Origin of the sequence: Micromonospora sp. NPDC048898, from assembly GCF_043198035.1 — a bacterium.
In the GTDB taxonomy this organism is placed as follows: domain Bacteria; phylum Actinomycetota; class Actinomycetes; order Mycobacteriales; family Micromonosporaceae; genus Micromonospora.
This window is the reverse complement of sequence record NZ_JBICUF010000015.1, coordinates 1-22711: the sequence shown is the minus strand read 5'-3', so window position 1 is coordinate 22711 and position 22711 is coordinate 1. Positions and strand designations below refer to the sequence as shown.

Here is a 22711-nt window from a genome sequence, read left to right as displayed (position 1 = left end):
TCGGACGGGTTTGCGGTGCTGTGTCACGGGTAGCCCGGAATTTCGTCAGAAGGTCAGCGCGTGCTGGATCGAACGCCGGTGCACAGTGTCGCAGAGGAGCGCCCAATGAAGGCTGTCGTTTGGCACGGCATCGGCGATATCCGCGTCGACGACGTGGCCGAGCCCCGCATCGAGGCGCCGACGGACGCCGTCGTCCGGATTACGACGGCGGCGATCTGCGGCACGGACCTGCACTTCGTGCGGGGCACGATGCCCGGGATGAAGCCGGGCAAGATCCTCGGCCACGAGGGCGTCGGGGTCGTCGAGGAGGTGGGACCACAGATCCGCAACCTCAAGCCCGGAGACCGGGTGGTGATCTCGGCGGTGCTGGGCTGCGGGTCCTGCGCCTACTGCCGCCGAGGGCTCTTCGCGCAGTGCGACGACGTCAACCCGTACGGGCCGCGCTCCGGCACGGGCTCGCCCGGCTCACCCGAGGCGCAGGGCCCGTTCAACGGGTTGCAGGCGGAGTACGCGCGGATCCCGTTCGCGCACACCAACCTGATCCGGCTGCCGGAGAACGTCACCGAGGCGCAGGCCATCACGCTGTCCGACATCTACCCCACCGGCTACTTCGGCGCGGTGCTGGCCGACGCCAGCGACGGCAACATCGTCACCGTCTGGGGCTGTGGGCCGGTGGGCCAGTTCGCCGTCCTCTCCGCCTACCAGCGCGGCGCGTCGCGGGTGATCGCGATCGACGGACATGCCGACCGGCTGGAACACGCCCGCCGGCGAGGGGCCGAGGTGATCAACTTCAACGAGACCGACCCGGTCGAGGCGATCATGGAGTTGACGAACGGAATCGGCGCCGACTGCGCCATCGACGCGGTCGGCGTGGATGGCGAGAGCCCGAAGTCGGGCCCCGCCGCGGGCAGGGACGACGAGCGCAATCGCGAGGACCAACGCAAGATCTCCCCGAACCTCGACGGTGGGGGAGTGGACGGGCACTGGAAGCCGGGAGACGCGCCCAGCCAGGCGCAGACCTGGGCGGTGGAGAGTCTCGCGAAGGTGGGCACCCTGGGGATCGTGGGCGTCTACCCGCCCGCCGACCGGTTCTTCCCGATCGGCACGGCCATGGCTCGTAACCTCACCGTCCGGGCCGGGAACGGCAATCACCCCAGGTACATCCCGAAGCTGGCGGCGATGGTCGCGTCCGGCCAGGTCCATCCGGAGGACGTGGTGACGGAACACGAGCCGCTCACCGACGCGATCGACGCGTACCGCGAGTTCGACAGGCGCAGCCCCGGCTGGCTGAAGGTCGCCCTGCGGACCGCGTGACCGCCGATCGGCGTCGAATCACGTGGTGGTCCATCGCGCGTGCAGTGGGCCGGCGGATGTTTCGTGGGCTCTTGGTGGCTCGGAACCGTACCGCGGTGACGGCCGGTCCAGTCGACGTCAACAAATGATCCACTGTCTGTGACTACGTTTCGAGGGTCATTCGACCTCGAAGGAACAACGGTTGGCCCACTCGAACGCGCTACGCCTGCAGATCCTGGGCCCGCTCCGGATCTGGCGGGGTGACGTCGAACTCGACGCGGGCCCGCGGCAGCAACGCTGCCTGCTGGCCCTCCTGATCGCGCACCCGGGCCGCAGGATCGCCATGACCGAGCTGATCGACCTGGTGTGGGGACCTGGTCCGCCGCCCAGCGCGGTGAACGTCATCCACAAGTACATCGGTGCCATCCGCCGGCTCCTCGAACCCGGCCTGTCGCCGCGGGCCGCCGGCTCGTATCTGACCAGGCACGACACGGGTTACCGCTTCACCGCGGGCCCAGCGACGCTGGACCTCGTCGCGTTCCGCCAGCTCGTCGCCCAGGCGGCGGAGAGCGCGCGCGGCGACCGGCTGGAGGAAGCGCTGGCCCGTTACCTGGAGGCCCTGCGACTCTGCCACGGACCGGCCGGTGAGACCCTGGCCGACACCGCGGGGGCCACGGCGACCTTCTCCGGGTTGGACGGTGAGGTCTTCGACGCCGCCGTCGCCGCCGCCGAGATCGCCACCCGGGTCGGCCAACCGGCGCGGGTTCTGGCGTCGCTGCGACTCGCCGCGCAGATGGGACGGCTGCACGAACCGGTGCACGCCAGCCTGGTGACGACGCTCGGGGCGGCCGGACACCAGGCCGAGGCGCTGGAGGCGTATCGGAGCATCCGCGCCCGGCTCGCCGACGAGTTGGGCATCGACCCGGGGCGGGATCTGCGCAACGCCCAGCACCGGGTGCTGACCCAGGCGGCCGCACCGGACGTGGAGTCCGGCGCGGCGGTGCTCCCGGCGCCGCTGGTGCGTCCGGCGCAGCTGCCACCGGACCAGCCCATGTTCGTGGGACGGACGTTCGAGCTGACGGTGCTGCGCGACCTGGTTCTGGGCATGGGCGACGGCCAGCGCACCAGCCCGATGGTCGTCGCGGTGGACGGGATGGGTGGCGTGGGCAAGTCCACGCTCGTCACCCACTTCGCGCACTCGGTCGCGGACGAGTTCACCGACGGCCAACTCCACCTCCACCTGGGCGGCAACACGGGGGAGGACGGCACCGTCTCGGCGGCGGACGCGTTGCGCTCGCTGTTGTACGCCCTCGGTGTACGCGCGGCGGAGGTGCCCGACACGTTCGACGCGCTGGTGGGCACGTACCGGAGCCTGACCGTCGGCAAGCGGATGCTCGTCCTGCTCGACGACGCCCGCGACGCCTCGCAGGTGCGTCCGCTGCTCCCGAACTCGGCCGAGAGCCTGGTTCTGATCACCAGCCGGCGCCCGCTTGTCGGTCTCTCGGCCTCCGAGGGCGCACGCCTGTACCGCGCGTACGTCCCCGACCTGCCCGACGCTCGCAAGATGCTGTCGACCCGGCTCTCCGTCCTGCCGAGCCGTGCGGCCGAGGGCATCGACGCCGACGTCCTCGACGAGATCATCGAACTGTGCGGCCGGCTGCCGCTCGCGCTGTCGATCCTGGCCGCCCGGCTGAGCGTGCGGCCCCAGCTCTCGCTGGCCACGGTGGCGGCCGAGTTGCGCGACGGCGCCCGACGGCTCGCCGCGTTCCCGGGCGGCGTGGGCGTCACCGATCCACGCACCGCGTTCTCCTGGTCGTACCGGCAGCTGAGCCCCGGCGCGGCACGGCTCTTCCGACTGCTGTCGGTGGCGCTGACCCCGGGCATCACCCTCGGCGCCTGCGTCAGCCTGTCCGGACGGGACCCGGATCGGACCCGGGCCGAGTTGGAGGAACTGACCGAGGCGGCGCTGGTGTCGGAGCAGGACAAGGGCTGCTACACCTCGCACGTGCTGGTCCGGGCGTACGCGGAGGAGTTGCTCCGAACGACCGATCCGATCGACGAGCAGCGAGCCGCCGTCACCCGGCTGCTCCAGTACTACCTGCACAGCAGCTTCAACGCGCAGGTCATGCTGCATCCGAACCGCCCTCCGATTCCACCCGCCCCGCCGGAGCCGGGTGTGCGGGCGGAACAGCCGGCGTCGTACGAGGAGGCCAACGGGTGGTTCGCCGACCGGCGCGAGGTGCTCCGGGAAGCGGTTCGGGTCGCGGCCGAACTGGGCTACAGCACCGTCTCCTGGCAGTTGGCGCTCACGATGCAGCAGTACCTCGAGTGGGCCGGATACTTCCAGGACTGGGAGGACGTCATGCGGCTCGCCCTGCAAGCCACGCGCGACGACCGGGACGTGGTCGGCGAGGCGCACGTGCTGCGCAGCCTGGCCGGCGCGCGGTGGTTTCTGGGAGCCGACCAGGAGGCGCTTGATCTGCTGTCGGCCGCGCTGACGGTGTTCGTGGCGAACGGGATGCTGCTGGAGCAGGCGCTCACCCAGATCAACATGCACGCGGTCTGCACCAGCCTCGGCGAGCACGAGCGAGCCCTGGAGTACGCGGAGACGGCGGTGTCCCTCTGCCGTGCGGCAGGCAACGAGACGGCCGAGATGCGCGGCCTCTACTCCAGGGGCAGGTCGCTCACCCACCTGGGCCAGTACGAGCACGCGGCCCAGGTGCTGCAGGAGGCGCTGAACCTCAATCGCCGCGTCGGGCGCCCGCACGAGGAAGGTATGAACAAGGATTTCGTCGCGGACAACCTGGTCAAGCTCGGTCGCGCCGAGGACGCCGTCAAGGAGCTTGAGGCGGCCGTCGAGTCGGCGCGCCTGCTCGGCGAGGGGCCGTACCATTTCCAGGCCTTCGTGAGCCTGTCCGAGCTGCTGATCTCGATGGGTGACGTGGGCGCGGCGCGTACGGCGTTGGCGGGCGCCCGGGAGGTGCTGGGGTCGTTCCAGGGCGGCGGCCCCCTGCGCATGCAGGCCAAGCTGCGTCATCTGGCGGCAGAGCTGGATCGTGCGGCTCACCCGCCACCGAACTGACGACAACCGCGTGCCGCCGACGGCCGGTGCGGACCTGAACCGATCACGGGCATGCTCCGTGTGGATGTCGATCGGTTTCCGGACCTCCTGGAAGCCGCTTGACCGCTGGAGAATCCGAGATGACACGCAACCACCTGACTCCCATCCTCGCCGTGCTGGCCCTCGGCGCGGCGACGCTCACCGGGTGCGGCTCGTCCCAGGTTCCGCCCGGCCCGGCCCGGGCCGTCGACCTGGGCAGCAGCCAGCCGGCAGCTCCGGGCGGTGGGGCCGGTCCCGCGCTCCTGTCCGGCACCGCCAAGTCCAACAACTCGGCGGAGGGCACCGGTGACTGGGCGGTGCCCAACGGCGGGGTCGCGACCGGGAGCGCCCAGGAGTCCGCCCAGCGTTGGACCCAGTTGACCGCGAGCAGGGTGGCAAAGCTCGACTCGGTCGTGGTCAACGGTGCCGGGCTGACCCTCTACCGGTTCGCCAAGGACACCAAGCCGGGTGACACCCTGGGTCAGGGCGTTGGCGGCACCTGGTTCGGGGTGACCCCGGTCGGCGGGAAGGCCGGCGTCCCCGGTGGGGAGCAGGCCACCCCGGACGCCTCGCCGGCGTCTCCGGCAACGAGCGCCGTCTTCTTCGACGACCCCAACTTCGGCGATGGTGCGGGGTCGCAGGGTGTGGCCGGCACCGGCTGCCGGAACCTGGACCGACCGGGGGCCGCGTCCTCCGTGGCCGCTCCGGGCTCGCTCAAGATCTGGGCGGGGAAGGACTGCACCGGCCGCTCGCAGGTGATCAACGGCGACGTCGCGGATCTGGGGACTGTCGGCTTCGACAACGCGGTCGTCTCGGTGCGGCTGGGCTGACCCCGTCGGCACGGCACGGCACGGCACGGCACCGCGCCGGCTCGGCCACTGGCCGGGCCGGCACCGCTGAGGTCGCCGGAGCCACTGTCACGACCTGGGTGACCGTCAAATCGACGGGGCAGATCGACGTCGCGCGCCCGAAGTGACCCAACGGTGGCGCGGTGGCGCGCACCCCGACCCGGACGGGGCGCCGCCGGTCAAGAGTTCGTCAAGAGGCTGGATGGTGGCCGCACGTAGCGTCTGAGCTGGGACCGGTCGCCGGTACCGCATTGCGTTCGCGTCAGAGCGGTGTCGCTGGCGGGGCTGGTCCCACCCCTGCACCTGGGAGGCCAGACGCCAGATGACATCCGCAGACCCCACCTGCCCGGCCACCGGCCAGACTCTCTCGCTGGACGAGCTGATGACCGACCACACGGAACCGTTGTTCACGTTCGTCCGGACTCTCGTGACGGATCACCACCTCGCGGAGGACATCGTCCAGGAAACCTTCATCTGCGCCTGGCGGCACACCAACCGCCACCGCCACGGGCAGGGCTCGGTCCGTGACTGGTTGATGACGATGGCGCGCGACCTGGCGGTCACGTCACTGCGGGAGGTCGCCGTCCAGCGCGAGACGATCGATGCGGAGGTCGACGTCCCCGAACCGGATCACGCGGACGCCGCCGCCGCCACGGCCGAGGCTGTCACGCTGCTGCGTCGGCTGCCCGAGGAACATCGCGCAGTGCTTCTGCACACCTATGTCGCCGGACGGACGGCGCACCAGACAGCCCGTGTGCTCGGAGTCCCGGTCCGCACGGTCCGGTCCCGGCACAACCACGCGCTGTCCGCCCTGCGGGCGAGCTGCACGGCCCGATGACCCTAGCTTGATCTTTAACCTGGGGTCGATGCGAACCAACCCCAGGTTAAAGATCAAGCTAGGTGGACGATCGTAGGACCGAGCCGGAGACCTCCACGGTTTCTCGCGCGCCGTGCACGGCGACACCGGTCAGCCGGATGCTGCCCAGGGCATCGGGGAGGTGCGGATCGGTGGCCACGGTCCCGTTGTCGACGTGGAGCCCGAGCATCGCGCGCAGGAACAGCAGCGGCGCTCCGCTGGCCCAGGCCTGGGGGTTGCAGGCGGTGGGGTAGGGGACCGGTCGTTGGCCGAGCGAGCGGTCGTACCCGGAAATGGCCTCCGGGAGGCGGTAGTCGAAGTGGGCGGCCGCTTCCAGCATCGCCATGGCGATGCGGTTCGCCGCGTCGCGGTGACCGTACCGGGCGAGCCCGGCGGCGATGATCGAGTTGTCGTGTGGCCAGACGGTCCCGAGGTGGTAGCCGATGGGGTTGTATCCCACGTCCTCGGTGGATAGGGTGCGGACACCCCAGCCGGAGAACATCTGGTCGGACATCAACTGCCGGGCCACCGTGGCGGCCCGGTCGGGCGGGACGATGCCGCTCCACAGCAGGTGGCCCATGTTCGAGGTCATCGAGTCGATGGGGCGTTTGTCGGCGTCGAGGCCGATCGCGTAGTAGCCGCCGCGTGCGGGCAGCCAGTAGTCGCGGTTGAAGCGCTCGCGCAGATCGGCGGCTTCGGCACGCAGACGTCGTGCCAACGCGCTGTCGGCCCAGGGCCCGTCGGCGAGTTGTGCGGCGCGGAGCTTCGCGTCGTAGGTGTAACCCTGGATCTCACAGGTGGCGACCGGCAGGGAGGGGAGCCTGCTGTCGGCGAACTGGACGCCGTCGGGTGAGTCGCGCCAACAGTGGTTGCGCATGCCTTCGGGGGAGCGCGTGGCGTACTCGACGTAACCGTCGCCGTCGCGGTCGCCGAAGTGGTCGATCCACCGCAGGGCGGCGTCGGCGTTGGGGCGCAAGCTTTGGACCAACGCGTCGTCGCCCGTCCATCGCCAGTACTCGGAGAGCAGGATGAGCCACAGTTGGGTGGTGTCGGACGCGCCGAAGCACGGGCCGTACGGCATGATGCCGAGCTGCGTCAGCTCGCCGGACCGGTACTCGTGCAGGATCTTGCCCGGTTCCTCGTCGCTGAAGTCGTCAACGGTGCTGCCCTGGTGTGCGGCAAGGGTGACAAGCGCCCCCCGGGCCACGTCCGGTCCGCAGCTGATGCTCTGGTAGGCGGTGATCAGGGTGTCCCGCCCGAACACCGCCAGGAACCAGGGCATGCCGGCGGCCAGCAGAACGACCTGCTCGCCGTGGATCTCCTTGACGATCCGCATCGACACCAGGTCGCGGGCCGACTTGTGGTAGACGTCGCGCAACAGGTCCGAATCCGTGCTGAGGTGCGGCTTGTTCGCCCTCCACCGCCACGCCGCGTCGTCGGCGCCGGGGTCGTGCTCCTCGCCGAAGGTTCTGCTGACCGGCAGGTAGTCCCTGCCTTGGCAGTTCAGCAGCACCCGCAGCTCGCAACCCCAGCTGTCACCTCGTCCCAGGTGCACGTCCCAGACCAGTGCGTCGCCCTCGACCCGGTCGGCGTGCGGCTCGGCCGCCACGGTCGTGACGGCCGACCAGTGCGAGTTCTGATACGAGAATCGCAGGGCGGAGCCGTCCGACAGGTGGTCACGCTGGATGTCGGGCAGCCTGCTCCGTCCCGCCTTCTTGATCTCGAAGAGGTCGGCGAAGTCCGCGCCGACAGCCAACCGCAGACGTACGGAGACCGGCTCGGCGCCGAAATACTCCACCGTGATCCGCTCGCACATGCCGTCTCCGACGAACCGTTCCCGCCGCACGCCGACCCGGTTCGCCGCCAGGCCCTCGACCTCGGGATTCGCGAGGAAGAAGGCCGCCGAGTACGCGTCGACGGGGTTCGCGCTGAGCACGAGCGGGGCCTTCCCGTCGAGGGTCAGTTCCCAACGGCTGATATAGCGGGTGTCATCGTGTACCAGACCAGCGATGGAGTCCGTCGGCACGTCACCTGTCGAATTGGACAACATGAACGTCCGGCCCTCGAATACGCCGACCGAGTCCGAGCCCAGTTCCGGTGGCATATCCCGGGTGACGCCGCCGTTCGTCGTGCCGGAGCGTTCTGACGACTGGGAGCTGGAAGGCGTCGACCGAGATTGCATGGCACCCAATTCCCCCCGCCGACAGTGGGACGGCCCTGCCGTACACGCTCGTAGTCTAGGGCGAGAAAAGTCGACCGCGCGGCGATATCGAAGGGCTGCGCGGCCCATCGTGCCGGTGGGCGGTCGGGCGTTCGCGGGTGTGGCCGCCCACCGGCACGGGGTGTGGCGTTTACGCGGGCGTGACGGGTGCCCTGGTCCGGCCCAGGGTGGTGAGGAAGAGAATCAGGCCCGCGGTGGTGAGGACGAATCCCGCCCACACCGTGGAGAGGGTTCCCCACCCGGCGGCGATGGTGACGGCGCCACCGATCGCGCCGAGCGAGTTGGCGAGATTGAGGGCGGCCAGGTTGAGGGCGCCCATGAGGGTGGGCGCGTCCGGTGCGAATTCGGTAAGCCGTACCTGGATGGTGGGAATGGCGAACATCATCGTCGCTCCGACGCCGAACAGCGCCGGCATGAGGATCAGAATCTCGCCGCCAAGGAAACCGATGGCCCCGAGCAGCACCAGGACATAGCCGAAGCCGTAGATGAGCGGTCGGCTGCCGTACCTGTCGGCGGCCCGGCCGCCGAAATAGTTCCCGAATGCCATGCCGAGACCGAAGACGGCGAGGGCGACGGGGATGAGCGAGGGGCTCTGGCCCGCCGCGTCGGTGACGAACGGCCCGATGAATGTGTAGACGGCGAAGATGCTGGAGATGCCGAGCGCCGCGACCATGACCATCAGCCAGACCTCGGGTCGCCGAAGGGCGCCGAGTTCGCGTACCACGGAGTTGCCGTGCAGGTCGTCGGTGCGGGGCAGCCACGCCAGCAGCGCCGCGCCGGCCAGGAGACCCACGCCGATGACGGTCCAGTAGGTGGCGCGCCACCCGGCGTGCTGGCCGACGAGGGTGCCGAGCGGCGACCCGAGGACGGTGGCCACCGTCAGACCGCCCATCACTGTCGCGAAGGCCCGTCCGCCCTTGCCCGGACCGTAGACGTACGCGGCGACGACCGCGCCGGCGCCGAAGTAGGCGCCCTGGACGCTCCCCGTGACGAAGCGGAAGACGACGAGGGTCGCGATGTTCGGGGCCAGGGCCGAGAGGACGTTGCCGACGAGAAAGAGCACGAGCAGGCCCAGCAGCAGGGTACGGCGGTTGGCCCGGGCCGCGAGGAGTGTGATCGCCGGCGAACCGATCATGACACCGAACGCGTAGGCGCTGATCGCGTACGTCGCGACCGGGATGGACGCGTCCAGGTCGGAGGCGAAGAGTTGGATGATCCCGTTGCTGCCGAACTCGCCGGTGCCGATGGCGAAGGCGCCCAGGGCCAACGCGAACAGGGTCAGCCCCTTCCGGCGACCCGGTTGCGCGGCGGTACGCCGCTTCGCCTCCGGGGAGCGCTGGGACTCGTACGGCTTGTTGAACACACCGGGTCGGTCCGGGTCGGTCCGAGTGTTGCTTGCTGACGCGGTCATGGAGCCCTGTCCTTGCCGAGGAATACCTTCCGGCAGATGATGACGACAGGTAGTTGACAACTTCTGAGTGAGCTTTGGAGCAGCGCGGAAAGGTGCTGTCCACAAGCGAGCCCGGGCGACTGGCGAACCGAACAGATCCGCACGGCATGCCCGAACGCGACGCCGCCCGCCGAACCACTCGGCCTGGTCGGAAACCTCAGCGCGCGGGGCAAGGGTCCCATCCGTGACGAAACGGATGCTGGCGCTCGACCGGCAGAGGAGGTGTTCCCACGAGCTCGCCGTCGCGGGTTTTCCGCCCTTCCGCGCCGCTATCGACACAGACGTCCGCTTCGCCCTGACTGGCGAGTCCCTTCGGCGTGGCCGGACGTAGACTTGTCGGTACCGCGAGCAGCGGATGTTCACGATCCGTCAAGTGAAACAGGAGATCGAATTGTCGAAATCGGCCGGTGCCCGTCACCCCGACGACGGAGCACGGCCGGTCAGCGGCAGCATGCGGTTCCAGATCCTGGGCCCCCTGCGGATCTGGCGCGACGACGTCGAGCTGAGCGCCGGGCCCCGACAGCAGGGCAACCTGCTGGCCCTGCTGCTGGCGCGAGCAGGGCGACCGATCAGCGTGAGCAACCTGACCGAGCTGCTCTGGGGCGAGGACGCGCCAACCAGCGCCACAAACGTCATCCACAAGTACGTCGGCACCCTGCGACGGCTGATGGAACCCTCGCTGCCCCCGCGCGCAACCGGCTCGTACCTTCGCCGCCACGGTGGCGGTTACCTGTTCGCGCCAGGTGCTGGCACCCTCGACCTGGTCAGCTTCCGCGAGCTGACCGGCGCCGCCCGGGCGAGTGTCGCCCTGCGGGACCGAGACAGGGCGCTCGACAGTTACGTCGAGGCACTCCAGCTGTGGCGCGGGCCGGCGGGCGACACGTACGCCTCCGGGTCGGCCGCGACGTCGATCTTCGCCGCGCTCGACCGCGAGTTCCTCGACGTGTGCGTGTCCGCAGCCGAACTCGCGGTGTCGCTGAGCTGTTCGGGGCGCGTGTTGCAACCCCTGCGCCTGGCCGCCTCGATGGCTCCGTTGAACGAACCGGTGCAGGCGAGTCTCATCTCCGCGCTGGGCGCGGCCGGTCACCAGGCCGACGCGCTCAAGGTGTTCCGGACGGTGCGCTCTCGCCTACTGGAAGACCTGGGCATCGATCCAGGGCCGGCGCTTGAGGCCGCGCACCGGCACGTGCTCACCCAGGCGACGACGGCGGAGGACTCCGCGGGCGCCGGTCGGGGGCAGACACTCGACCGCCTCCCCCCGGAGCCGCTGGTGCGACCGGCGCAACTGCCACCCGACCTGCCCGCCTTTGTCGGGCGTACCGAAGAACTCGCGACGCTCAGCGCTCTGCGCAGCGGGTCGGGTGGCGCCGGTCGGACCGGCCCCCTGATCGTCGCTCTGGACGGGATGGGCGGGGTCGGCAAGTCCACGCTTGCCGCGCACTTCGCACACCTGGTTTCCGGCGACTTCACCGACGGGCAGCTGTACCTGGACCTGCGCGGCGACCAGACCTCGGACGAGAGCGTGTCCGCCGGGGACGCCGTCGGGTCACTGCTGTCATCGCAGGGTGTCCACGTGTCCAGCATTCCGGAGACGCTGGCGGCGCGGGTCGGTACGTTCCGGAGCCTCACCGCCGGCAAGAGCATCCTCGTGCTCCTCGACAACGCGAGCGACTGTGCGCAGGTGCGCTCGCTGCTGCCGAACTCGCCGGAGAGCCTGGTCCTCGTGACGAGCCGCAAGCCGCTCGTCGAGCTTGCCGCCATCGACGGAGCCCACCTGCTGCACCTTGACCCTCCGGACATGCGGACCGCCCGTGAGTTGGTTCGGCGCCGGCTCGTGAGCGCACCGAACCGTGCCGTGGTGGGCTGCGCGTCGCCGGCCGACATCCTGGACGAGATCATCGAGCTGTGCGGTCGCCTACCGCTGGCGCTGGCAATCCTGGCCGGGCGACTGAGTGCCCGTCCGCGACTCGCACTCGCCGACGTGGCCGCGGAGTTGCGCGACGGCACGCAGCGGCTCGCCGCCTTCTCCAGCAGCCACAGCGTCCGGGATCCGCGGGCCGCCTTCGCCTGGTCGTACCGCCAGCTCAGCCCGGACGCCGCCCGGCTGTTCCGGCTGTCCTCCGCCGCCATGGCGCCCGGCCTGTCGGCCGCGGCCTCCGCCAGCCTGGCCGGGCACCCGGGGCCGGTTGCGCGCGCGACGCTGCGGGAACTCGCCGACGCGGCGCTGCTGGACGAGGACGACAGGGGGCGATTCACATCGCATGTGCTGGTCAAGGCATACGCGCAGGAGCTTTTTCTGACGCACGAGCCCGCCTTGGACAGGACCGCGGCGACCGCCCGGCTTCTGCAGCACTATCTGCACAGTGGATATCGGGCGGCGATGGTGCTGGCACCGGAACGCCCGATGGTCGCGCCGTCTCCGGCACCGGCCGGCGTCGCGCCGGAGCAGCCCACCACCTACGACGAGGCGATGCGCTGGTTCGACGACCACCGCGAGGTGTTGCCGGAGGCAGTGCGGCGCACCGCCGAGGGTGACTTCGGCGTCGCCGGGTGGCAGGTGGCCCTCACCATGCAGCCGTGGTTGCGGCGCAGCGGGCGATTTCACGACTGGCAGGACGTCATGCGTGTCGCACTGGTGTCGGCCAGCGACAGGGGAGACCGGGTCGGCGCGGCGCACGTCATGTGTAGCCTGGCCGACGCCTGTTCCTACCTCGCCGCGTACGCAGAGGCCCTCGACCTGATCTCAAGCGCGCAACAGATCTTCGCGGAGCACGGCCTGCTGGCGGAGCAGGGCGTCGTTCACTCCACCCTGCACCGGATCCACAGCGAGCTCGGCCAGCACCAGCGTGCGCTGGAGGAGAACGAGAGAGCGCTGGCCCTGTACCGTGCCGCCGGCATCGAGCAGGGTGAGATCTGGGCATCGGCGGCCCAGGGCCGCTCGCTCGTCCGGCTCGGTGCTCTCGACGAGGCCATGTCGTGTCTGGACGAGGCGCTCGCTCGCGGCGAGAAGAGCGAATGGACGACGGACGAGGCCGACATCCTCATCTCGATGGCCGAGTGTCTCGGTGCGATGGGCCATCAGCACCGGGCCGTGGAGCACCTCGAACGGGCGGTCGACGCGGCCGCCGAGTCGCAGAACCGGATCGGCGTGTTCGAGGCCTCGATCATGCTCTGCGAAGCACACCTGGGTCTCGACGAGGTGCCTGGCGCCTGCCGGGCGTGGCGGCAGGCGTGCGACGCGATGCACGCCATGCAGAACGGTGGGACCCGCAACATGCGGGACAGGGTCTGCGACATGGGCGACAAGCTGACCGAGGTCACCGAATTCTATCCACGATCCCAGGACACGCAGAGGTGAGATCCGGGCGCCAGCGGGGCGGGTGACGCTGGCGCGGGCCCGGCTGCCTGCTGTCGGACGCTCTCAATGATCTTGAGAAGACCGGCCGCTGGCCGCGTATCTCTCGGTGGAGGGCTTGAAGATGCGCGGCCGCCGGCACTGCCCGAGACCGTGGCGTGGATCCACGAGCATGATTTCCATGCGACGATCGGAGCCGGCAGGTGGCGGGCCCAGGTGGGTGAGATCGATCTTTGAGCGTGATGAGCCAGGATGCCTTCGCGGCCGCATGCCACGCCGCTTACCCGAAGGGGCCCCTCGATGACCGATCGCCAGACGCTGGACATGTGGTTCGACCCGCTCTGCCCGTGGGCGTGGGTGACATCGCGCTGGTTGCTCCAGGTGGAGCAGGTCCGGCCGGTACGGGTCAGGTTCAAGGTGATGAGCCTGGCCGTGCTGAACGCCGACAACGACAGCGTGCCGCAGGAGTATGCCGATCGCCCGGATGCGTACTTCGCTCTGCGCCGAGAGGCGTGGGGCCCGGTGCGCATCTGTGTCGCCGCCGCCCGGACCGCCGGTCCCGAGGTGTTGCGCGACCTCTACACAGCACTGGGTACCCGGATCCATCCCGGTGGGCAGCAGCTCGGTGACGAGCTGTACCGGGCGGCCCTGGCCGATGTCGGTCTCGATCCGAACCTGGCCGCGGCGGCCGGCAGCGAAGAGTACGACGAGGAGTTGCTGGCGAGCCACCACGCCGGGCTCAAGCCTGTCGGATTCGACGTTGGCACGCCCATCATTCACGCCCCCGGACCGGACGGTACGACAGTCGCCTTCTTCGGCCCGGTGGTGACGCCCGCCCCACAGGGCGAGGCCGCGGGCCGGTTGTGGGACGGCGTCCTGCTGGTCGCGGGCACGCCCGGGTTCTTCGAGCTGAAGCGGTCCCGCGACACTCCGGCGATCTTCGGGTGACACGTGATGGGAGCCACCGGCCGGTGGCTCCCATCGATCTTCCAGTCGGGTTCGAGCCGTTCATCGCACGCTGGGTTCACCGCCGCGGATCCCGCCGGGCGGTTGCCAAGATGAGCAGTGAGGACCCTGTCGATGCTCACCTCGAAGACTTGCGAACGTCCGGACGGTGCCCGGTGACGCGGCGTGTCGTCATCACCGGGCTCGGTGTCCGTGCTGCCGGTGGCAACGGTGTCAAGGAATTTTGGGATCTGCTCTGCTCGGGCCGTACGGCGACCCGGCGGATCTCGTTCTTCGATCCCTCGCCGTACCGGTCCCAGGTTGCCGCCGAGGTCGACTTCGACCCGGTCCTGGAGGGCCTGAGCCCTCGGGAGATCCGCCGGATGGACCGGGCCACCCAGTTCGCCGTGGTTTGTGCGCGAGAAGCCGTCGCGGACAGCGGGCTGGACGTCGGAACTCTCGACCCGTACCGGCTCGGGGTCAGCCTGGGCAGCGCGGTCGCCGCAGCGACCAGCCTGGAACGCGAATACCTCGTGCTCTCGGACAGCGGCCGCAAGTGGGTCGTCGACCCCGAGCTGGTGTCGCCGCACATGTTCGACTACCTGGTGCCCAGCGTCATGCCGGCCGAGGTGGCCTGGACTGTGGCGGCCGAGGGCCCGGTCACGATGGTCTCCAACGGCTGCACCTCGGGCCTGGACTCGGTCGGACATGCCGGGCAGCTGATCCGGGAGGGCAGCGCCGACGTGATGCTGGCCGGCGCATCGGACACGCCGATCACCCCGATTGTCGTCGCCTGCTTCGACGCGATCAAGGCGACGACCACGCTCAACGACGACCCGGAGCACGCGTCCCGGCCGTTCGACGCGACCCGTAACGGTTTTGTGCTCGCCGAGGGCGCCGCCATGTTCGTTCTCGAGGAGTACGAGCACGCGCGCAACCGTGGCGCACACATCTACGCCGAGTTGGCCGGCTACGCCACACGCTGCAACGCCTACCACATGACCGGCCTGAAGACGGACGGCCGGGAGATGGCCGAGGCGATCCGGGTGGCGCTGGACGAGGCCCGGCTGGATCGCGGCGACGTCGGCTACGTCAATGCGCACGGATCCGGCACGAAGCAGAACGACAGGCACGAGACAGCCGCGTTCAAACGCAGCCTGGGACCGCACGCGTACGAGGTGCCAATCAGCTCGATCAAGTCGATGGTCGGGCACTCGCTCGGCGCGATCGGCTCGGTGGAGATCGCCGCCTCGCTGCTGGCCATCGAGCACGGCGTGGTCCCACCGACGGCCAACCTGCACCACCGCGATCCCGAATGCGACCTGGACTACGTCCCTCTGACAGCCCGTGAGCAGGCAGTGCCGAGCGTGCTCACGGTGGGCAGCGGCTTCGGTGGCTTCCAGAGCGCGATGGTTCTGCGACGTCCGGAGGAGACCCGATGACCACCCCGGTGTACGTGACCGGCATGAGCGTAGCCGCGCCCAACGGGCTGGGTCTCGAGCGGTTCTGGGACGGCCTGCTGGCCGGGCGCAGCGGCATCGCGCCGCTGACCCGCTTCGACGTCCAGCGCTTCCCGGCCACTCTGGCCGGCCAGATCACCGATTTCGAGGCGCGCGAGCACCTGCCCGGCCGATTGCTGCCGCAGACAGATGTGTCCACCCGGCTCGCTCTGGTGACCGCCGACTGGGCGCTCGCCGACGCCAAGGTGGACCCGTCCGAGTTGACCGATTACGACATGGGCGTTGTCACCTCGAACGCCGCCGGCGGTTTCGAGTTCACCCACCGGGAGTTCCAGAAGCTGTGGTCGATCGGTTCGCAGGCGGTCAGCGTCTACGAGTCGTTCGCCTGGTTCTACGCGGTGAACACCGGCCAGATCTCGATCCGGCACGGCATGCGTGGCCCGAGCAGTGCGCTCGTCGCCGAGCAGGCCGGTGGCCTGGACGCGGTCGGTCATGCTCGCCGGACCGTCCGGCGAGGCACCGCGCTGATGGTGACCGGCGGCGTGGACTCCGCTTTCGATCCGTGGGGCTGGGTCTCGCAGATCGCCAGTGGGAGGGTTAGCCGGGCCGTCGATCCCGCCCGGGCGTACCTTCCCTTTGACGCCTCGGCCTGCGGCTACGTGCCCGGCGAGGGCGGCGCCGTGCTGGTCCTGGAGGACGCCGCCGCGGCCCGCGCCCGTGGGGTGCAGCGGGTGCACGGTGAGATCGCCGGCTACGCGTCCACCTTCGATCCGCCGGCCGACTCGGGCCGCCCGCCCGGCCTGCGCCGCGCCGCCGAGATGGCCCTGGCTGACGCCGGGATCCAGGCCGGTGAGGTGGACGTGGTGTTCGCCGACGCGCTGGGTGTCGCCGCGTCCGACGCCGCCGAGGCCGAGGCGATCCGTGGATTGTTCGGTCCGAACGAGGTGCCGGTCACCGCGCCGAAGTCGCTCTACGGCCGGCTGTACTCCGGCGGCGGTCCGACCGACCTGGTCACCGCCCTGCTGTCCATCCGTGACGGCGTCATCCCCGCCACTGCCGGGACCGCTGACGTACCGGCCGACTACGGCATCGATCTGGTGTGCGGCACCCCGCGCTCCGCTCCGGTCCGTACCGCTCTGGTGCTGGCTCGCGGTCTGTGGGGCTTCAACGCGGCCGTCGTCGTCCGCGGGGTCAACGATTCGCTCGAGAAGGAGACCTACCGATGAGCAACTTCGCCGTCGACGACCTGCGCCGCATCCTGATCGCGTGCGCCGGCGAGAGCGAGGCCGACCTGAATGGCGACATCGCCGACCGCCAGTTCGACGATCTCGGATACGACTCGCTCGCCCTGATGGAGACCGCCGCACGGATTGAGCAGGACTACGGCGTCCGCATTCCCGATGAGCAGATCGTGGAGCTGGACACACCGCGCGCGGTGGTCGACGTGGTGAACGCCGTCCTCGTCGAGGCGTCATGACGCACCGGCGTGTGCACTCGCGGGTGGTGGCGGTGCCCGCCGCCACCGTCTACGGCCTGGTGGCCGACGTGAGCCGCTGGCCTGTCATCTTCGAGCCCAGCATCCACGTCCACCACCTCGAACGCGGCGACGGTCACGAGCGTTTCCAGTTGTGGGCGATGGTCAACGGCGAGGTGAAGACCTGGACCTCGCGGCGCACCCTGGACCCGGAGGCCCTGCGGATCACGTTCCGCCAGGAGCACAGCCAGCCACCGGTCACCTCGATGAGCGGTGAATGGATCTTCCGTCCGCAGCCGGACGGCGGCACCGAGATCGTGCTCGTGCACGAGTTTTCGGTCGCTGGCGGCGAGCGACAGGTGGCGTTGCTCGAGCAGGCACTGGACGCCAACAGTGAGCGTGAGCTGGCTGCCCTCGGCCGCATCGGCGAGCTCGGACATCCCGTCGACGACCTGGTCTTCACCTTCTCGGACGAGGTGGAGCTGCCGGGCACCGCCGCCGACGTGTACGACTTCGTCTACCGCAGCGACCGCTGGCCGGACGCGCTGCCGCACGTGCGGCGGGTGGTGCTGCGCGAAGAGGAGCCCGGCGTCCAGGACATGGAGATGGAGACCGTCACCGGCGACGGCAGCACGCACACGACACGTTCGGTTCGGGTTTGCCTGCCGGGGGAGCGGATCGTCTACAAACAACTGGTCCCGCCGGCGCTGCTGACCGGGCACAGTGGTTCGTGGCTGTTCAGCGAGCGGCCCGGCGGGTCGCTCGTCGTTGCTGAGCACACCGTCGCGATCAACCCGGCCGCGATCACCAGCGTGCTGGGTGCGGGAAAAACCGTGGCGGACGCGCGGAGCTTCCTGCGTGAGGCCCTCGGCCGCAACAGCCGGGCCACCTTGACGTACGCCGGCGCCTACGCGAGCGACCGGGCGGCCCTCTCGCCGGACGAGGGCGTTGCGCGATGAGCTTGATGGCCGGCACGAGCCGTACCGACGGCCCTTCAGGCAGTCAGCAGTTGGTCGAGATCGCCGACGGCGTCTTCGCCTATCTGCAACTGCCCGGCGGGTGGTGCGTCAGCAACGCCGGTGCGGTCTCCGGTCCGGAGACGCTGATGGTCGTCGACACGCTCGCCACCGAGCAGCGGGCTCGCCGGCTGCACGCGGCCCTCAGCGGCCTCGGCGGGCCACGCCGACTGGTCGTCAACACCCACCACCACGGCGACCACAACTTCGGCAACCACGTCTTCGACACGGCGACAGTGGTCGCGCACGAGCAGGCCCGGGTGGAGATGGCCGAGACCGGCCTGGCGCTCACCGGGCTCTGGCCGGACGTGTCGTGGGGTGACGTACGGGTCACTCTGCCGACTCTGACCTTCCGTGATCGTGCCACCGTGCACCTCGGTGACCGGGTCGCCGAGCTTGTCCACGTCGGCCCGGCGCACACCACCAACGACGTCCTGGTGTGGCTGCCTGCCACACGGGTGTTGTTCGCCGGGGACGTGCTGCTCAGCGGCGCGGCCCCGTTCAACCTGATGGGCTCGGTCAGCGGCGCGGTGACGGCGTTACAGCGTATCCGGGAGCTCGACCCGCGCGTCATCGTGTGCGGGCACGGGCCCCTCGCCGGGCCCGAGGTGATCGACGAGAACCTCGCCTATCTGCGCTGGATCCAACAACTCGCCGAGGAAGGCGCGGCGCTGGGGATGAGCCCGCTGGAAACCGCGCTGTCGGCGGATCGTTCCGCCTTCGACCACCTGCTGGACCCGGAACGGATCGTCGGCAACCTGCACCGCGCGTACGCGGAACTCACCGACGGACCGCTCGGGCGCCCGCTCGACGTCGTCAGCGTCTTCGGCGAGATGGTCGCCTTCAACGACGGACGCCTGCCTGCCTGTTTCGCCTGACCCGCTTACTCGAAGGACATTCGATGACTTCACCGCGTACCTGGCCGTTGCGCCGGGTCTTCGCCGTAGCGGTCGCCGCCGCCGCGGTCCTCACTCTTGCCTATCAGCCGATGCGCAGCGAGGGGAAGCCGGCGGCTCAAACGGCGGCTGGGCAGACCGCTCACTCCCCACACCTCGCCGCAGCCGGACACACCACCTCCTCCCAACACTCGGCTGCGTCGGATGAGCCCGCGCCGCAGCGCGCCGACGCCACAGGGAAGGCTGTCGCCGTCTGCCTGGTCCTGGGCCGGCCGGAGATCGAACAGGACCTGCGGTTGCCGGCGAGCGTGGCGCAACGCCTCTATCAGGACACCCGCTCCTACCCGGGCCCGTGCGCCGACTACGGCCCGGCCCAGCGGGTCGGCACGGGTGGCAGCGTGCGGATCGCCACCCAGAGCATCGGCAGCCGCCCGATCAGCATGTCGTTCGTCTTCGACAAGGGCATGCTCACCGGGTTGCCGACCGAACTGTCCGACGGCAAGCACTGCTACGACGTCAACGGTGACGGCGCCATCACCCGCGACACGGAGTGCGTTCATGAGCACGAGTACATGCTCGAGCTGCCGCAACGCTTCCGGCAGCGCGTCGGCGGCCCGTTCAAGTGGGCCATGCTCAACTGGGACCCGCGCGGACACGCACCCGATCAGATCTACGGCGTGCCCCACTTCGACCTGCACTTCTATCTGCAGGAGGAAGCCGAGGCGATGGCGATCCGCACCGGCCCGTGCGGCGGGATGAACCTGATCAACTGCGACGACTACGCGCGGGGCCGCAAGCCTGTGCCGCCGGCCTACCTGCCGGCCGGCTACGTGGACATCGACGCCGTGGTGCCCGGCATGGGCAACCACCTCGGCGATCCGGCCGCTCCCGAGTTCAACGGCGCGCCGTTCACCCACACCTTCCTGTACGGCGCCTACGACGGTGACATCACGTTCTACGAGCCGATGATCAACAAAGCCTGGTTCGACGACTTGGCCGCCGGACGGGCCGCCAACTCCTGCACTCCCGTCAAGCTGCCGGCCGCGTGGGAGGTGGCGGGTTGGTACCCGACGCAGTACTGCGTCGCCTACCGGCCGAACCGGCAGGACTTCACAGTCTCGATGACCGGTTTCGTTCAGCGGTCCGCGTCCTGAGTGTGAGGGCGACCGCACCCGACAGGAGGAACTGATGCTTTCCACCGACTCCGCGGTCGACGGCGCCTCCACCTTCGACCTGGCCGACTATCGCGACGCGATGGCCCGGTTCCCGACCGGGGTCGCGATCGTGACCACTCACGACGAGAGTGGTACGCCCTACGGGTTCACCGCCAGCTCGCTCTGTTCCGTCTCGCTGCACCCGCCGATGCTGTTGGTCTGTCTGGCTCGCACGGCGAACTCCTACCCGGTGTTCGCCAGCAGCGGGAGCTTCGCCGTCAGCATTCTCGGCGCGCACCACACCCAGCTGGCCCGGCGCTTCGCCGGCAAAGGCGTCGACAAGTTCGCCGCCGGCGGATTCGAACGCACCGCCGGCGGCGCGACGGTGCTGGGTGACGCGGCTTCAGTGCTGGAATGCGCGGTGCACAGCCGGCACACCGCCGGCGACCACATGATCCTCGTCGGCGCGGTCTGCGACGTGCGGGTCACCGGAGACACCGAGCCAGCCGTCTACTTCGACCGCGGCTTTCACCACCTGCGCGGTCCGGCTGACGGCGGACCGGCCGGCCCATGACGACGACACCGGGGGAAGCCATGCGGGCAATCAAGCCGATCACCGCCGACGACGACACGCTGCGGGCCCACCTGAGCGACGCGGAGGCACCGGCCCTGCTGATGACCGTCGCCCACCTCACCGGCGACCTGTCGATCCTGCGCGACGATCTGCGACCCAACGGCTGGCTCTTCCTGCCACAGGGCGGCCTGACGGACGAACAGCAGGACCATGCCCGCGAACTCGCCCTCAACGCGCTGCGGCGACTGCGCGAGGGAGCCGCGGTGCCCCGGCTCGACCGCCGCACGCTGCGGCGGGTCACCAGTTGGGCGATGGGCGGCGACACCGAGGACCTTCTGCCGTTGCTCGAGCAGGAGGTGATCCTGCCCGGCGAGGACCCGAAGGAGCCCGACTGGCGGCTCGACCAGGAGGCCCCGGGCCGAGACGCCCGGGTGGTAGTCATCGGCGCCGGCCTCAGCGGACTGCTCGCAGCGCACCGGCTCAACCAGGCGGGCGTGCCGGTCGTGGTCTACGAGAAGAACGCCGACCTCGGCGGCACCTGGTTCGAGAACCACTACCCGGGCTGCCGGGTCGACGTGCCCAGCCACCTGTACAGCTATTCGTTCGCTACCCGTACCGACTGGCCCGACCACTTCTGTAAACACGACGAGTTGCTGTCCTACCTGCGGGATTTCGCGAAACAGCACGGTCTGCTGGACCTGATCCGCTTCAACAGCGAGATCCGCGCGGCGCACTGGGACGAAGCGGCCGGTCAATGGCGGCTGACTGCGGACACGCCCGACGGGCCACGCACCGAGCAGTGCACAGTTCTGGTCAGCGCCGTCGGTCAGCTCAATCGCCCGCACGTGCCGCAGTTCCCGGGCAGCGAGGAGTTCGCCGGCCCGGCGTTCCACTCGGCCCGGTGGGATCACCGCGTGGACCTCACGGGCAAGCGGGTCGCGGTGATCGGCACCGGCGCCAGCGCCTTCCAGTTCATTCCGGAGGTAGCCAAGCAGGCGAGCCACCTGACAGTCCTGCAACGCACCCCGCCTTGGCTCCGGCCCACCCCGCACTACCACGACGCGGTTCCGGTCGGCGTCCAGTGGCTCTACGAGCACCTGCCCTACTACGCGGCGTGGCAGCGGTTCTGGTTGTTGGCGCCAGGCCTGCGCGGCGTACTGGAGGGCTGGGTCGTCGACCCCGACTATCCGCCCAGCGAGCGTGCCGTGTCGGCGCTCAATGACCAGTTGCGCGCCACACTGACGGCATATCTGGAGAGCCAGCTGACCGACCGCCCCGACCTGCTGCCACTCGTCCTGCCGCGCTACCCGGTCGGAGCCAAGCGGGTGCTGCGCGACAACGGCAGATGGCTGGCCACCTTGAAGAGCGACCACGTCCGCCTGGTTACCGCGGCCGTCGACCGGCTCACCCCGGACGGCGTACGCGACGCGGACGGCGAGCTGCATCCGGCCGATGTGATCATCTATGGCACGGGATTCCGAGCCTCGCAGTTCCTTACCCCGATGACCGTGACCGGGCGCGACGGCGTCGACCTGCACGAGTACTGGAACGGCGACGCACGCGCGTACCTGGGACTGACCGTGCCCGGCTTCCCCAACCTCTTCTGTCTGTACGGTCCGAACACCAACCTGTCCGGGCAGGGCGGCAGCATCATCTACTTTTCCGAGTGCGGGGTGACCTACCTCGTCGACGCGGTGCGCAGGCTGGTGCAGGGCGGGCACCGAGCCATGGAGGTCCGCCCGGAGGTGTTCCGCGAGTTCAACACCTGGGTGGACGAGGCGAACGCCCAGCGGGCCTGGGGCTTCTCCAACGTCAGCAGCTGGTTCGTCAACGCCGCCGGGCGGACCGCGCAGAACTGGCCGTTTCCGGCCCAGGACTACTGGCGGCGCACCCGGGCCGTCGATCCGGCCGACTACGAGCTGCGCTGACCACGAACGGGGGGGGGGGGGGGGGGGGGGGCCCCCCCACCCCCCCCCCCGGGGGGGGGGGCGGGGGGCGCCGCCCCCCCCCCCGCGGGGGGGGGCCCCCCGCCCCGCCCCCGGGGGGGGGGGGCCGCGGCGACGCGCGGC

At 70.0% G+C, this 22711-nt stretch carries 16 protein-coding genes; 14 read left to right on the top strand and 2 right to left on the bottom strand.

Going from position 1 to position 22711, the window contains the following annotated elements:
- Positions 1-105 precede the first annotated feature (105 nt).
- From ACGFIQ_RS28880 to ACGFIQ_RS28865, 4 genes are all read left to right on the top strand, one after another.
- Positions 106-1314: an alcohol dehydrogenase catalytic domain-containing protein gene (locus ACGFIQ_RS28880; protein WP_393248641.1), complete on the top strand. Its 1209-nt coding sequence runs from the start codon at positions 106-108 to the stop codon at positions 1312-1314.
- 181 nt (positions 1315-1495) lie between these two features.
- Positions 1496-4375 carry a BTAD domain-containing putative transcriptional regulator gene (locus ACGFIQ_RS28875; RefSeq protein WP_393248640.1) on the top strand — a complete coding sequence of 960 codons (2880 nt, stop codon included), beginning with the start codon at positions 1496-1498 and terminating at the stop codon, positions 4373-4375.
- Between the two features lie 119 nt (positions 4376-4494).
- Positions 4495-5223 carry a hypothetical protein gene (locus ACGFIQ_RS28870; RefSeq protein ID WP_393248639.1) on the top strand — a complete coding sequence of 243 codons (729 nt, stop codon included), beginning with the start codon at positions 4495-4497 and terminating at the stop codon, positions 5221-5223.
- Between the two features lie 340 nt (positions 5224-5563).
- On the top strand, positions 5564-6079 hold the full coding sequence (locus ACGFIQ_RS28865) for an RNA polymerase sigma factor (RefSeq protein ID WP_393248638.1): 516 nt from the start codon (positions 5564-5566) through the stop codon (positions 6077-6079).
- A 58-nt stretch (positions 6080-6137) separates the two neighbouring features.
- Here the strand turns inward: ACGFIQ_RS28865 and ACGFIQ_RS28860 are convergent, their stop codons facing one another.
- Entirely contained in the window at positions 6138-8201 is a 2064-nt protein-coding gene (locus ACGFIQ_RS28860; protein ID WP_393248637.1) for a glycogen debranching N-terminal domain-containing protein, read from the bottom strand.
- A 247-nt stretch (positions 8202-8448) separates the two neighbouring features.
- Positions 8449-9729 (bottom strand): MFS transporter, encoded by a 1281-nt coding sequence (locus tag ACGFIQ_RS28855; protein WP_393248636.1) that lies wholly within the window; start codon positions 9727-9729, stop codon positions 8449-8451.
- 412 nt (positions 9730-10141) lie between these two features.
- On the opposite strand from ACGFIQ_RS28855, the gene ACGFIQ_RS28850 reads away from it, so the two are divergent.
- The 10 genes from ACGFIQ_RS28850 (at position 10142) to ACGFIQ_RS28805 (ending at position 22570) form a co-directional block, all read left to right on the top strand.
- On the top strand, positions 10142-13126 hold the full coding sequence (locus ACGFIQ_RS28850; protein ID WP_393248635.1) for a BTAD domain-containing putative transcriptional regulator: 2985 nt from the start codon (positions 10142-10144) through the stop codon (positions 13124-13126).
- Between the two features lie 297 nt (positions 13127-13423).
- Positions 13424-14071: a disulfide bond formation protein DsbA gene (locus tag ACGFIQ_RS28845; protein WP_393248634.1), complete on the top strand. Its 648-nt coding sequence runs from the start codon at positions 13424-13426 to the stop codon at positions 14069-14071.
- A gap of 173 nt (positions 14072-14244) precedes the next feature.
- Positions 14245-15510: a beta-ketoacyl-[acyl-carrier-protein] synthase family protein gene (locus ACGFIQ_RS28840; protein ID WP_393248633.1), complete on the top strand. Its 1266-nt coding sequence runs from the start codon at positions 14245-14247 to the stop codon at positions 15508-15510.
- Positions 15507-16754, top strand: a complete 1248-nt coding sequence (locus ACGFIQ_RS28835; protein WP_393248632.1) for a ketosynthase chain-length factor — start codon at positions 15507-15509, stop codon at positions 16752-16754. The genes ACGFIQ_RS28840 and ACGFIQ_RS28835 overlap by 4 nt, the downstream gene beginning before the upstream one ends.
- Positions 16751-17005 carry an acyl carrier protein gene (locus ACGFIQ_RS28830; RefSeq protein ID WP_357080933.1) on the top strand — a complete coding sequence of 85 codons (255 nt, stop codon included), beginning with the start codon at positions 16751-16753 and terminating at the stop codon, positions 17003-17005. The genes ACGFIQ_RS28835 and ACGFIQ_RS28830 overlap by 4 nt, the downstream gene beginning before the upstream one ends.
- Positions 17002-17961: an aromatase/cyclase gene (locus tag ACGFIQ_RS28825; protein WP_393248631.1), complete on the top strand. Its 960-nt coding sequence runs from the start codon at positions 17002-17004 to the stop codon at positions 17959-17961. The genes ACGFIQ_RS28830 and ACGFIQ_RS28825 overlap by 4 nt, the downstream gene beginning before the upstream one ends.
- 5 nt (positions 17962-17966) lie before the next feature.
- Positions 17967-18896 (top strand): MBL fold metallo-hydrolase, encoded by a 930-nt coding sequence (locus ACGFIQ_RS28820; RefSeq protein WP_393248630.1) that lies wholly within the window; start codon positions 17967-17969, stop codon positions 18894-18896.
- Between the two features lie 23 nt (positions 18897-18919).
- A complete protein-coding gene (locus tag ACGFIQ_RS28815; RefSeq protein ID WP_393248629.1) occupies positions 18920-20068 on the top strand; it encodes a hypothetical protein in 1149 nt (382 codons plus the stop codon).
- A 34-nt stretch (positions 20069-20102) separates the two neighbouring features.
- Positions 20103-20642: a flavin reductase family protein gene (locus ACGFIQ_RS28810; protein WP_393248628.1), complete on the top strand. Its 540-nt coding sequence runs from the start codon at positions 20103-20105 to the stop codon at positions 20640-20642.
- A gap of 20 nt (positions 20643-20662) precedes the next feature.
- Positions 20663-22570, top strand: coding sequence for a flavin-containing monooxygenase (locus ACGFIQ_RS28805; RefSeq protein WP_393248627.1), 1908 nt, complete (start codon positions 20663-20665; stop codon positions 22568-22570).
- Positions 22571-22711: the final 141 nt, after the last annotated feature.